This is a genomic window from Candidatus Pantoea floridensis (assembly GCF_900215435.1).
Taxonomy (GTDB): Bacteria; Pseudomonadota; Gammaproteobacteria; order Enterobacterales; family Enterobacteriaceae; genus Pantoea; species Pantoea floridensis.
Genome location: NZ_OCMY01000001.1, coordinates 2,511,681 through 2,524,064, shown reverse-complemented (window position 1 = coordinate 2,524,064; position 12,384 = coordinate 2,511,681). Strand labels below are relative to the sequence as shown.

Here is a 12,384-nt window from a genome sequence, read left to right as displayed (position 1 = left end):
ACCCTAACGCTTTGAGGTGACACATGAATATCGTCTGTGTAGCAGCCTGCACGGCAGGCATCGCGCATACCTATATTGCGCGCGAGAAACTGATCAAAGGCGCGCACGCGCTGGGCCACACCATCCACGTGGAAACGCAGGGCACTATTGGCACCGAAACCGCGCTGAAGCAGGAGGACATTGCCGCCGCTGACGTGGTGATCCTTGCGGTCGACGTGAAGATCAAAGGCGAAGAGCGCTTCCAGGGCAAACCCATTGTGCGAGTGAAAACCGAAGTGGTGATTAAGTCACCGGTGAAATTCCTCGAAAAAGTGGCGGATTCACTGGCGCGCGCCTGAGGAGATCCATCATGAGTGATAACAAACGTCAGTACGGTCAGGAGATCAAAGGCCATCTGCTCACCGGTATTTCCTGGATGATCCCGCTGATCGTCGCCGCCGGGATCTGTATCGCCCTTGGCCAGGTGATCGGTGGGCCGGACGTCGGCAAACATACCGGCACCCTCGCCTGGATGCTTAATCAGATCGGCGGCTGGGGCATGGGCCTGATCGTACCGCTGATTAGCGCGGCGATCGCCTATTCGATCGCCGATCGTCCCGGCTTTGCGCCCGGCCTGATCGTCGGCTTTATCTGCGGCCAGATCGGCACCGGTTTTATTGGCGGCATTTTCGGGGGTTTCCTCGTCGGTTACACGGTGCTGCTGCTGCGCCGCACCATCAGGCTGCCGAAATCAATGCAGGGATTAATGCCGATTATGGTGCTGCCGGTGCTCAGCACCGTTATTGCCGGACTACTGATGATGACCTTTATCGGCCAGCCGATTGTCTGGCTGCAAAAGGCGCTGATTGCGCTGCTGGAATCGATGCAGGGCGGCTCAAAGTTTGTGATGGGCGCGATTCTAGGCGCGATGGCCACCTTCGACTTCGGCGGACCGGTGAACAAAACCATGTCACTGTTCGCCGACGGCATGCTGGTTGACGGCATTTACGGGCCGGAAGCGGTGAAGTTTGTCGGCTCAATGATTCCGCCATTCGGTATCACGCTGTCGTATCTGCTGAGCCGCAACAAGTACACCAAAGCGGAAAAAGAGGCGCTGAAAGCCGCCTTCCCGATGGGCATCTGCATGATTACCGAAGGAGTGATTCCGATTGCAGCACGTGACCTGTTCCGCGTGGTCGGCAGCTGTGTTGTGGCCTCGGCCATCGCCGGTGGGTTGATTATGGTGTGGGGCGTGGGCGCGCCGGTGCCGCACGGCGGGATGTTTGTGGTGCCGCTGTTCAATAAACCCTGGCTGTTCTGCTTAGCGCTCGGCATCGGCACCACGGTGTGCGGCGTGATGCTGTCGGTGCTGAAAAAACCGGTTACCCAGGCGGATGAAGAGTTCGATGACGTGGAAGCACCCGGCGTCCGCGATGAAGAGATCAAATTCACTCTGGAATAAGGAGCCACTATGTTTGCCATGATGAATGACCTGATTCAGGCCGCTGCCCAACAGCGCTACGCGGTGCTGGCGATCAACTGCTTCAACCTTGAAACCGCGCGTGCCGCCATTCAGGCCGCTGAGCAGCAGCGCGCCCCGCTAATTCTGAATGTTTACCAGGGACATAGCACACACTTTCCGCCGGCGGTGGCGGTGCCATTGGTAAAAGCGCTGGCCGAATCGGCTCGCGTGCCGGTGGCGCTGGCGCTCGATCACGGCAAAGCGTTTCCGCTGATTGGCCAGGCATTTCGCGCCGGCTTTACCGGACTGATGATTGATGCTTCATCTGAACCGCTGGCAGAAAACATTTGCCAGACTGCCGCCGTGGTGAAGATGGCACATACTGCGGGCGTTTGCGTGGAAGGCGAGCTCGGACATATCGCTGATGCGCCGACCTATGAGCTGGCCGATGCCTCGGTGAAGATGACGCAGGTGGCGGACGTGCTGCCGTTTATCGAACAAACCCATATCGATCTGCTGGCGATTTCGGTCGGCACGGCGCACGGACTTTATCCGGCAGGGGTGAAGCCGAAGATCGATTTCCAGCGCTTAGAGGAGTTGCACGCGGTCTCCACTCGGCCGCTGGCGCTGCATGGCGGTTCAGGCACGCCCGCGGAGGATATTCGTCGCGTGAGCGAGTTTGGCGTCGCCAAGATCAACGTCGGTGCGGCGGTGTTTGAAGGCGGAAAAAGGGCCGTCGAACAGGCGCTAAAGCATCCCCACGCCGAGTTAGCCGATCTGCTTGGGCTCATGGAATCTGCCTGCCGTGAGGTGGTGGCTGAGTATCTGAGCTGGTCGGGATCGGCGGGCAAGGTTTAGCCATCAGTTGATTGGCGGTCGCCATGAATGGCGACCCTACATCGCATAATCAATTTCACATTCATATCCATCATCGGGTCGGCGCGCGCGTCGGCTCCGGTAAACATCACGCTGAGGAAAAATTAACATGTTGATTTCAATGAAAGAAATGTTGGCACCGACTCGTGAACACCGCTACGCGATTGGCGCATTTAACGTGGCGGACAGCTGCTTTATTCGCGCGGTAGTCGAAGAAGCCGAAGCCACGCATACGCCAGCCATCATCTCTATCCACCCGAGCGAGCTGGAGTTTGTCACTGACGAATTCTTTGGCTATGTGCGTGAACGTACGCTCAAGAGCAAGGTGCCTTTCACTATCCACCTCGATCACGGCGCCTCCATCGCTCAGGTGCTGCGCGCCATTCAGTGCGGTTTCACCTCGGTGATGATCGATGGTTCCCTGCTGCCTTATGAAGAGAACGTGGCGCTGACTAAAGAGGTGGTGAAGCTGGCGCATTCTGTAGGCGTTTCGGTGGAAGGTGAACTGGGCACCATCGGCGATACCGGAACGTCGGTAGAAGGCGGCGTGAGTAAGGTGATCTACACCGAACCGGCGCAGGCGGAAGATTTTGTACAGCGCACCGGCGTGGATACGCTGGCGGTGGCGATCGGCACCGCGCACGGCATCTACCCGAAAAATATGAAGCCAGAATTGCAGATGCATATCCTGAAAGACATTTCGCAGCGCCTCACCATCCCGCTGGTGCTACACGGCGGTTCGGCCAATCCAGATGCAGAGATCGCCGAAGCGGTGACGTTGGGCGTAGGTAAAATCAATATCTCTAGCGACATGAAATACGCCTACTTCGCTAAGCTGCGTGAGATTCTGGCGCGCGAAACCTGGTGGGATCCCAACGTGATTTACCCCGATGCCATCACTGCGGCGAAGGAAGTCATTCGCTACAAAATGAATCTGTTTGGTGGGTTGGGTAAGGCGAGTTTGTACTGATCGTTCTGCTACCTTGCGCAATAAATTGCGCCGCTACAGAAAATGCGAGTGTAGCGGCGCGGTTTATCGCGCATTTTTTTGCCATTCCGCTTGCTCGGATTGTTTCATAACCTGCCGCATTATTGCTTTTTTGGCAAAAGTGTTGTGATCAATCACGCATTTTTCTCTTTCCTGCGCGCGCGTAGAGTGTGCGCCATCAACGAGAAACGGAGCGAGTTATGAGCAATATTTTAATTATCGACGGCGGCAAAACCTTCGCCCATTCGAAAGGCGAGCTGAACCACACTTTGACAGAAGTTGCTGCCAGCCAGCTGCGCGACCTTGGCCACAAGGTGCAAGTGACCATTGCCGACAGCGATTATAACGTGGCAGAAGAAGTGCAAAAGTACCTCGATAGCGATGTGGTGATCTACCAGATGCCGGGTTGGTGGATGGGTGAGCCGTGGACCGTAAAAAAATACATCGATGATGTCTTCACCGAAGGTCACGGTTCGCTGTATGCCAGCGATGGTCGTACGCGCAGCGATGCCGGTAAAAAATACGGTTCTGGCGGGTTAATCCAGGGCAAAAAATATATGCTGTCATTGACCTGGAATGCGCCGCTGGAAGCCTTTAACGATCCAGAGCAGTTCTTCGAAGGCGTTGGCGTGGATGGTTTGTATCTGCACTTCCACAAAGCCAATCAGTTCCTGGGGATGGACGCTTTGCCGACCTTTATCTGTAATGATGTGATTAAAATGCCGGACGTGCCGCGCGATATTGAACGTTATCGGACTCATCTCAGCCAGATTTTTGCTTAACTGTAAGCACCCAGGGAAAAGAGGAAGCACTATGTTAACCGTCGTTGCAGAAATTTGTGTGAAACCAGGCCGCCGCAAGGTCGTGCTGGATGCCATCAACAAACTGATTCCTACCGTGCTGGAAGAAGAGGGGTGCCATCAATACGATGCACTCGTCGACCACCAGGCGCAGGTGCCGTGGAAACAGAATTCGCCTGACTCTATTTTTATGCTGGAACAGTGGGAATCACTGCGTCATCTCGAGCAGCATCAGCAGATGCCGCACATGGATGCCCATCGCTCAGTGATTAAAGACGACGTGGTGGATGTGAAAATCCTCGTGCTGGAACCCGTGGGCTAATGCGCTTAGGCCTCTGCCCGGTGCAGAGGCTTTTTACTAAAGTAGCTGATTTTCTTCAATTTTCTCACGCAGAAAATCGAGAAAGCAGGTAATGCGCGACGTCAGAGATTGATTGCGGTAATAGACAGCATGAATCGGTAGACGAAGCTCACGCGTCTCCTGCTCCAGTACCTGCACCAGCTTTCCTCGCTCACGATCCTCACGACTGACAAAATCCGATAATCGTGCAATGCCCTGCCCGGCCAACGCCAGCTGACGTAACGTTTCGCCGCTTGACGCCGAGAGCGTCGGTTTTATCTGCAAAAACTCGCCTTCGCGCTGCCATACCGGCCAGATGTTATGTGCATCCAGCTGGCTAAAACCGAGCAGCTGGTGGCTGGACAAAGCGGCAACGCTCTCCGGTGCGCCATGCTGTTGCAAATAAGCCGGGCTGGCCACTAAACGCGTGGCGCTGCTGCCCAGCACGCGAGCGCGTAGCGTTGAATCACGCAGTTCCCCCACACGAATGGCAATATCGGTTTGCTGCTCCAGCAGATCGATCATGATGTCGTCGGTATTCAGTTCCAGCAGGATTTGCGGATAACGCTGACGGAATTCAGCCACCAGCGGCACAATCACATGCAGCATAAACGGCGCGTTGGCGTTTACCCGTAATCTTCCGGATGGGATCTCACGGCGCTGGGCGATCTGCTCTTCGGCTAGCTCGACGGCGGAGAGGATCTGGCGCGCATGATCGAGAAAAATCAGGCCTTCTTCCGTGAGCGCAAGGCGACGGGTAGTACGATGTAAAAGCGTGGTTTGTAACTTACCTTCGAGGCGGCTCAGCGCCCGACTGATACCTGAACTGGTTTGATCAAGCTGATCGGCGGCAGCGGTAATCGATCCGCTATCCACTACCGCGACCCAGGCGCGTAACTCTTCCAGTGTGATTTTCACGTTCCCTTCCCCGGCGAATAGCAAAATAATAAAGGACGCCGCAGCGCCCCTTATTGTTAGACTTCGAGGTCGGCTAAATCGCCTTTCTCTTGCAGCCAGTTGCGGCGGTCTTCCGAACGTTTCTTCGCCAGCAACATATCCATAACGCGTAGCGTTTGCTCCACATCATCATCGCTCACCGTCAGCTGGACCAGACGACGCGTGTTAGGGTCGAGCGTGGTTTCACGCAGTTGCAGCGGGTTCATTTCACCGAGGCCTTTAAAGCGCTGCACATTTGGCTTGCCTTTCTTGCGCTTCAGCTGCTCAAGCACGCCCTCTTTCTCATCCTCGTCCAGCGCGTAATAGACTTCCTTGCCGAGATCGATGCGATAGAGCGGTGGCATCGCCACATACACGTGGCCGTGCTGCACCAGCGAGCGGAAATGCTTCACAAACAGCGCACACAGCAAGGTCGCAATGTGTAAACCATCCGAGTCCGCATCCGCAAGGATACAGATCTTGCCGTAACGCAGCTGGCTCAGATCGTCACTGTCGGGATCGATACCGATCGCCACAGAGATATCATGCACTTCCTGCGAGGCCAGCACTTCATCTGAAGAGACTTCCCAGGTATTGAGGATCTTACCTTTCAGCGGCATGATCGCCTGATATTCACGATCGCGCGCCTGTTTGGCCGATCCGCCGGCGGAATCCCCTTCCACGAGGAACAATTCCGTCTTGTTCAGATCCTGCGCGGTGCAGTCCGCTAGTTTGCCGGGCAATGCCGGCCCGCTGGTGAGTTTTTTACGCACGACCTTCTTCGCTGCACGCATACGGCGCTGGGCGCTGGAGATCGCCAGCTCGGCCAGCATTTCAGCTGCCTGCACGTTCTGGTTCAGCCACAGGCTAAAGGCATCTTTCACTACGGCTGAGACAAACGCCGCACACTGACGTGACGACAAGCGTTCTTTAGTCTGACCGGCAAATTGTGGATCCTGCATCTTCACCGACAGCACGTAAGCGCAGCGATCCCAGATATCTTCCGCTGAGAGCTTTACGCCGCGCGGCAGAATATTGCGGAATTCACAAAACTCGCGCATCGCATCCAGCAAACCCTGACGTAAGCCGTTGACGTGCGTGCCGCCTTGCATGGTCGGGATCAGGTTAACGTAGCTTTCTGTCAGCAGTTCACCGCCTTCCGGCAGCCACAGCAGCGCCCAATCTACCGCTTCAACATCGCCAGCAAAGCTGCCGACGAACGGTTTTTCCGGCAGCGTTGGCAGGCCATCGACCGCTTCGCGGAGGTAGTCAGTCAAACCATCCTGATACATCCACGTCTGTTCGGTGTCGTTAACCTTGTCTTTAAAGACAATCTCCACGCCTGGGCACAACACGGCTTTGGCTTTTAACAGATGCGATAAGCGGGAAACTGAGAAGCGCGGGCTATCGAAGAAGCTGGCATCTGGCCAGAAATGCACGCTGGTGCCGGTGTTACGTTTGCCAACGGTGCCGGTAACCGTAAGATCCTGTACTTTGTCGCCATTTTCAAAGGCGATCTGGTAGATTTCGCCGTTGCGGCGCACGGTGACTTCGACCCGCTTAGATAAGGCGTTAACCACCGAGATCCCCACGCCGTGTAGACCGCCGGAGAACTGATAGTTTTTATTGGAGAATTTGCCGCCCGCATGCAGCCGACAAAGAATCAGCTCAACCGCAGGCACGCCCTCTTCGGGATGGATATCCACCGGCATGCCACGCCCGTCATCAATCACTTCCAGCGACTGATCAGCATGAAGAATCACTTCCACGCGTTTAGCATGACCCGCCAGCGCCTCATCGACGCTGTTATCGATCACTTCCTGGCCTAGATGGTTCGGGCGCGTGGTATCGGTGTACATCCCCGGACGACGACGCACCGGTTCAAGGCCGGTCAGGACCTCAATGGCATCGGCATTATAGCTTGATTGGCTCATCGTAAATGTCTGATTAGCAATAAGAAAATGGCCCCACTCCGCGAAATTACTGAGCGTTTAATCCCAGAAAATCAATAATTTGTGCGAAATGGCGTTCGAATCCGATATAGGCATGATTGCCGCCCTCTTCAACCGTCTGGCGGCATGCGCTGTAATACTCTAGCGCCTGGCGATAGTCGAGTATTTCATCGCCGGTTTGTTGCAGCAACCAAAGTAAATCGGGCGCTTCAAGAGGGTCAATCTGCATGACTTTCAGATCGTAAATGTGGCGAGACTCTAACACATATTGCTGGCCGGTGTAGGGATTACGATTTTCGCCCAGATAATCCACCAGCAGCTCAAACGGGCGCACGGCGGGATTGACCACCACCGCGGGCAACATAAAACACTGCGACAGCCAGGTAGCAAAATAACCGCCGAGCGACGATCCTACCAACCCCAGCGGTTCACCCGCATATTGCATCACCAGATCTTCCAGCATACTGGCTGCTTCCGCCGGGAAAGCCGGCAGCTGTGGCACCATAACCTGAAGCTGCGGATGCCGCTCGCTGAGCCATTGTTGCAGCTGGGTGGCTTTCGCCGATTGCGGTGAACTGTTGAATCCATGCAGATAGATCAGCGCCGCCATCGCTTAGTAGCCCTCAGAATCAAGATCGGGGCGGAACATGTCACTTTGCAAGCGGTTCACTTCGGTTTCCAGCGTGCCGTCCGGTTGCAAGGTCAACCAGCGCCAGCCAGGGGCGAGCGTATCAATGGTGAAGTTGGTGCAGTGAGGTTTGAACTGTACGCAGGTTGACGGCGAAGCCAGCACGCGACGGCCATGCCAATCGAGATCGAGTTCCTGATGAATATGACCGCACACCAGATTTCGCGCAAGGGGGAAGTGTTGCAACACCGCTTCCAGCTGATGAGGATTGCGTAAACTGTGCTGATCTAACCAGGTACAGCCGGAAGCGAGTGGATGATGGTGCAGCAGCACCAGCGTATGACGCTCCGGATATTTGCGCAGAGCGCTATCCAGCCACTCCAGTTGATATTCACTCAACATGCCGTGCGGCACGCCAAACACCTGGCTATCCAGCAGTACCAGCTGCCAGTGATCGCCTAATAAGACATGCTTGTCTGACTTAATGCCGGCATCAGCTAAGGTATCCACCATCGCTGGCTGAAAATCGTGATTACCCGGCAGCCAGACGCAAGGCTTTGGCAGACGTGAAATGCCCGCTACAAAGTGTTGGTAAGCTTCAACGGTGTGATCCTGAGCGAGATCGCCTGTGGCGATAATCAGATCATAGTTATGCTGCTGTGCCTCAATGGCGTCCAGCACGGCATCAAAACTCGACCAGGTATTCACCCCAAGTAGCGATTGATGTTTTCCAGCAAAAAGATGGGTATCCGTGATTTGTAAAATCCTGATATCAGACCCATCTACCGCAGGAAGAGTTAGCAGGCTATCCAAAGCGTTTCCTTAATCTCCACGCCATCGTTGCTTTTTACGCTATCAGCAGACCGGTACGGCCACAGCGCCGTGCGCCAGGCAGTAGCGCAGCCAATCCGCAAGGAACTGGTTAATCTGATGTTTTTCATCGCGCTGATGCAGTTTTTTATTAGGATAATCATAGCGCGCTTTAAAACGGTAGATCTGTTTAGTGGAACACACTTCAGCGACCATCGCATCATGATAGAGCCGCACGGACATGGATGGCAGGCTCCAGTAGCTCACCGCCGGCGCCACCTGGCGCACTTCAACCAGCGTGGTGTAGCGCGTTGATTCTTCGATGGTGAGCTGATAACTGGCGCCGTTCACCTGATAAATCACCGATGCGCCTGCTTCGTCATTACGCGGCAGCAGGCGGCGCAGCTGAGCGAAATTGGTTTCGCACAGACGCATCATTTCGGGAAAGTCAGGGGTGTAGCGCTGTTTCATTTTAGCTTCCACTCTTCTCGTAGTTTTTCATGGTGCAACGCCAGCCATTGCAAGGCGATGACAGATGCTGCGTTATCAATAATCCCCTCTTCCACCCAGCGATAGGCCTGTTCACGGCTTACCACATGGACAAGAATATCCTCATTCTCTTCCTCCAGCCCGTGATTTCCCTCTGCCAGGCTGGCATCCACTTCGCCCACCAGCACCGACAAACGTTCAGACGTTCCGCCCGGGCTGGCTAAGTAATTCACTATCGGTTTGACGCGACCAACCTTGAGGCCGGCCTCTTCTACCGCCTCACGGCGCGCGACATCTTCCGGTGTTTCACCGGTTTCGATAATGCCGGCCACCATTTCCAGCAGCCAGGGCGTTGGGCTGGAATCATAAGCCGGGATGCGGATTTGTTCGATTAGCACCACTTCGTCACGTAAGGGATCATAGGGTAGCAGCACGGCAGCGTGACCGCGCTCAAAAACTTCGCGTACCACTTCACCACTCATTTCGCCATTAAAACGGCGGTGACGAAAACGATAACTCACGATGGAAAAAAAACCATCGTAACGCGTTTCGCGTGCAATAATTTCTACATCGTTTTTTGTGAAAGTCACAGGGGATTTTTTTTCACTTACCATCGTCTGATTCCTTATGCAGATTGGGGTGGAGCAAAGAAAAGCCAAGCCCGCCGCTCCGTCCGAGTGGTTCTTTTTGAATTAATTGCGTAAATTAGGGGAAGAAGGCACGTTCAGCCAACTTATCTCTGACGCCGCCTCTGTAGAATCGGCGATTATTTTTTTGGCTTACCTGCAGCGCTACCAGTGCAATTTGCTGCAACAAAAGGAATGCAAATGAAAAAACTGCTCCCACTTTTTATTGGACTGAGCCTAGGCGGATTCAGCCTGGCCAGCCAGGCAGAAAACCTGTTGCAGGTCTATCAGCAGGCGCGCCTTAGCAACCCCGATCTGCGTGCTTCCGCTGCGGATCGCGACGCTGCATTTGAAAAGATCAATGAAGCGCGTAGTCCTTTATTGCCGCAGCTAGGCTTGGGCGCAGATTATACTTATAACAATGGCTACCGCGACAGCAGCGGACTTCATTCCAACACGACCAGCGCGTCTCTGCAATTAACTCAAACTATTTTCGACATGTCGAAATGGCGCGCGCTGTCACTGCAGGAAAAAGCGGCTGGTATCCAGGACGTCACTTATCAGGTTGCCCAGCAAGACCTGATTCTGAACAGTGCAACTGCCTATTTCAACGTGTTGAAGGCGATCGATACGCTTTCTTACACTGAAGCACAGAAACAATCGATCTACCGCGAATTGGATCAAACCACCCAGCGCTTCAACGTTGGGCTGGTGGCGATCACTGACGTTCAAAACGCCCGCGCGCAATATGACAGCGTACTGGCTAACGAAGTCACTGCCCGCAACAACCTCGATAACGCCGTGGAATCGCTGCGCCAGATTACCGGCATGGATTATCTGTCGCTGGCTTCACTGAATATCGATCGTTTTAAAACGGCGCGTCCCGATGCCGTTGCTGCGCTGCTGAAACAAGCTGAAAGCCGTAACCTGAACTTGCTTTCTGCACGTCTGAGCCAGGATCTGGCACGTGAGCAGATTCGTTCAGCGGAAACCGGCCACATGCCAACGCTGGATTTGACGGCCTCAACCGGTATGTCTAACAGCAAATATGGCGGCAGCCGCGCGAATCAGAGCGCAAGCAGCACCGACTCAATTACCGGTTCTAACCAGGTTGGCCTGAGCTTCACCATGCCGCTGTACAGCGGTGGTTCTGTGACTTCACAGGTGAAACAGGCGCAGTACAATTATGTTGCCGCTAGCGAGCAGCTGGAAGGCGCGCACCGTAGCGCGGTGCAAACCGTCCGTTCCTCATTCAACAACGTGAATGCGTCTATCAGCAGCATCGATGCCTACAAGCAGGCGGTTGTCTCTGCGCAGAGTTCACTTGATGCGATGGAAGCCGGTTATCAGGTGGGTACGCGGACGATCGTGGATGTGTTGGATGCCACCACCACGCTGTTCAACGCTAAACAGCAGCTTTCTGACGCACGTTACAGCTACCTCATTAACCAGCTGAATATTAAATATGCGCTGGGTACGCTGAACGAGCAGGATCTGCAACAGCTGAACAGTTCACTCGGCAAAGAGGTGACGACAGCACCCGAAGTTGTTGCACCGGAAAACAACCAGCAAGCCGCCCGCGTGGATAACGGTCCGCAGACGACAGCGCCTTCAAGCGCCGCACGAGCGCGTCCCGCTGCCGCCCGCAGCAGTGGAAATCCCTTCGGTAATTGATTTATAAAGGGGTCGCTTGCGGCCCCTTTCGCATTCAATCGTATAACAACGTAAAGATCCCCTCTCCCTCTGGCGTCACGCTTCATTTTCCACCACTCATCCCCTATCCTAACCCCCACCTTTGGGCACAGGATAAAGATAATGAAACGGACGAAAAATATTCGCCACGCCGCTTTCCGTAAAAGCTGGCAGGCACGCCACTTAACGCCGGTTGCATTTGCCGTTAGCGCAGTGTTTATGCTGGCAGGCTGCGAACAGAGTGACGAAACGGTTTCCCTCTACCAAAACGCGGATGATTGTGCAAAAGCCAATCCAGGCGAGAGCGCGCAATGTACCACTGCGTACAATAACGCCTTGAAAGAAGCCGAACGTACCGCGCCAAAATATGCCACGCGTGAGGATTGCGTTGCAGAGTTTGGTGAAAATCAGTGCCAGCAAACGCCGGCGCAGGCAGGCGTTGGTACCACCGCGAATAACGCGGAAGCACAGCAAAGCGGCAGCTTCTGGATGCCGTTGATGGCCGGTTACATGATGGGCCGGATGATGAGCGGCGGCGCAGGCTTTGCCCAGCAACCGCTCTTCTCACCGAAGAATCCAAATAGCCCAGCAAACGGCAAATTTGTTGATGCAGCGGGTAAAAATTACGGTAATGCCACCTCAGGCCGCACAATGAACGTGCCAAAAACCGCCATGGCACCTAAACCGGCAACCACCTCCACCATTACCCGTGGCGGTTTCGGTGACAGCGTGGCAAAGCAAAACACCATGCAGCGCAGCAGTGCCTCCGGCACCAGCAGCCGTTCGCTGGGAGGCTAAGCCGCAGC

14 protein-coding genes are annotated in these 12,384 nt (G+C 54.8%); 8 read left to right on the top strand and 6 right to left on the bottom strand.

Features of this window, described 5'->3' with window-relative positions; genetic code table 11:
• The first annotated feature begins 23 nt into the window (after nucleotides 1–23).
• The 6 genes from CRO19_RS11970 (at nucleotide 24) to CRO19_RS11945 (ending at nucleotide 4,427) form a co-directional block, all read left to right on the top strand.
• Nucleotides 24–338, top strand: a complete 315-nt coding sequence (locus CRO19_RS11970) for a PTS fructose transporter subunit IIB (RefSeq protein WP_097095995.1) — start codon at nucleotides 24–26, stop codon at nucleotides 336–338.
• Between the two features lie 11 nt (nucleotides 339–349).
• A complete protein-coding gene (locus CRO19_RS11965; RefSeq protein WP_097095994.1) occupies nucleotides 350–1,441 on the top strand; it encodes a PTS fructose transporter subunit IIC in 1,092 nt (363 codons plus the stop codon).
• 9 nt (nucleotides 1,442–1,450) lie between these two features.
• Nucleotides 1,451–2,299 (top strand): class II fructose-bisphosphate aldolase, encoded by an 849-nt coding sequence (locus tag CRO19_RS11960; protein WP_097095993.1) that lies wholly within the window; start codon nucleotides 1,451–1,453, stop codon nucleotides 2,297–2,299.
• A 127-nt stretch (nucleotides 2,300–2,426) separates the two neighbouring features.
• Entirely contained in the window at nucleotides 2,427–3,287 is an 861-nt protein-coding gene (locus CRO19_RS11955) for a ketose-bisphosphate aldolase (RefSeq protein WP_097095992.1), read from the top strand.
• Between the two features lie 218 nt (nucleotides 3,288–3,505).
• Nucleotides 3,506–4,087, top strand: coding sequence for an NAD(P)H-dependent oxidoreductase (locus CRO19_RS11950; RefSeq protein ID WP_097095991.1), 582 nt, complete (start codon nucleotides 3,506–3,508; stop codon nucleotides 4,085–4,087).
• Between the two features lie 31 nt (nucleotides 4,088–4,118).
• A complete protein-coding gene (locus tag CRO19_RS11945; RefSeq protein ID WP_097095990.1) occupies nucleotides 4,119–4,427 on the top strand; it encodes a putative quinol monooxygenase in 309 nt (102 codons plus the stop codon).
• A 36-nt stretch (nucleotides 4,428–4,463) separates the two neighbouring features.
• On the opposite strand, the gene CRO19_RS11940 is transcribed toward CRO19_RS11945, so the two are convergent.
• The 6 genes from CRO19_RS11940 to nudF are packed head-to-tail and all read right to left on the bottom strand — an operon-like array spanning nucleotide 4,464 to nucleotide 9,874.
• Nucleotides 4,464–5,363: a LysR substrate-binding domain-containing protein gene (locus CRO19_RS11940; RefSeq protein WP_097095989.1), complete on the bottom strand. Its 900-nt coding sequence runs from the start codon at nucleotides 5,361–5,363 to the stop codon at nucleotides 4,464–4,466.
• A gap of 56 nt (nucleotides 5,364–5,419) precedes the next feature.
• The gene (parE, locus tag CRO19_RS11935; RefSeq protein WP_097095988.1) at nucleotides 5,420–7,315 is read right to left on the bottom strand and encodes a DNA topoisomerase IV subunit B; all 1,896 of its coding nucleotides are present in this window, start codon (nucleotides 7,313–7,315) and stop codon (nucleotides 5,420–5,422) included.
• A gap of 46 nt (nucleotides 7,316–7,361) precedes the next feature.
• On the bottom strand, nucleotides 7,362–7,943 hold the full coding sequence (gene yqiA / locus CRO19_RS11930) for an esterase YqiA (RefSeq protein ID WP_097095987.1): 582 nt from the start codon (nucleotides 7,941–7,943) through the stop codon (nucleotides 7,362–7,364).
• A 3-nt stretch (nucleotides 7,944–7,946) separates the two neighbouring features.
• The gene (cpdA, locus tag CRO19_RS11925; RefSeq protein ID WP_097095986.1) at nucleotides 7,947–8,774 is read right to left on the bottom strand and encodes a 3',5'-cyclic-AMP phosphodiesterase; all 828 of its coding nucleotides are present in this window, start codon (nucleotides 8,772–8,774) and stop codon (nucleotides 7,947–7,949) included.
• Nucleotides 8,775–8,816: 42 nt separating this feature from the next.
• The gene (locus CRO19_RS11920; RefSeq protein ID WP_008103400.1) at nucleotides 8,817–9,242 is read right to left on the bottom strand and encodes a DUF1249 family protein; all 426 of its coding nucleotides are present in this window, start codon (nucleotides 9,240–9,242) and stop codon (nucleotides 8,817–8,819) included.
• Complete coding sequence (nudF, locus tag CRO19_RS11915; RefSeq protein WP_097095985.1) at nucleotides 9,239–9,874, bottom strand: ADP-ribose diphosphatase; 636 nt, start codon at nucleotides 9,872–9,874, stop codon at nucleotides 9,239–9,241. Before nudF ends, CRO19_RS11920 begins: the two co-directional genes overlap by 4 nt.
• A 213-nt stretch (nucleotides 9,875–10,087) precedes the next feature.
• Between nudF and tolC the strand changes: the two genes are divergently transcribed.
• Both tolC and CRO19_RS11900 read left to right on the top strand, forming a co-directional pair.
• Nucleotides 10,088–11,560, top strand: a complete 1,473-nt coding sequence (tolC, locus tag CRO19_RS11905) for an outer membrane channel protein TolC (protein WP_097095984.1) — start codon at nucleotides 10,088–10,090, stop codon at nucleotides 11,558–11,560.
• A gap of 141 nt (nucleotides 11,561–11,701) precedes the next feature.
• Entirely contained in the window at nucleotides 11,702–12,376 is a 675-nt protein-coding gene (locus CRO19_RS11900; RefSeq protein WP_097095983.1) for a DUF1190 family protein, read from the top strand.
• Nucleotides 12,377–12,384 lie beyond the last annotated feature (8 nt).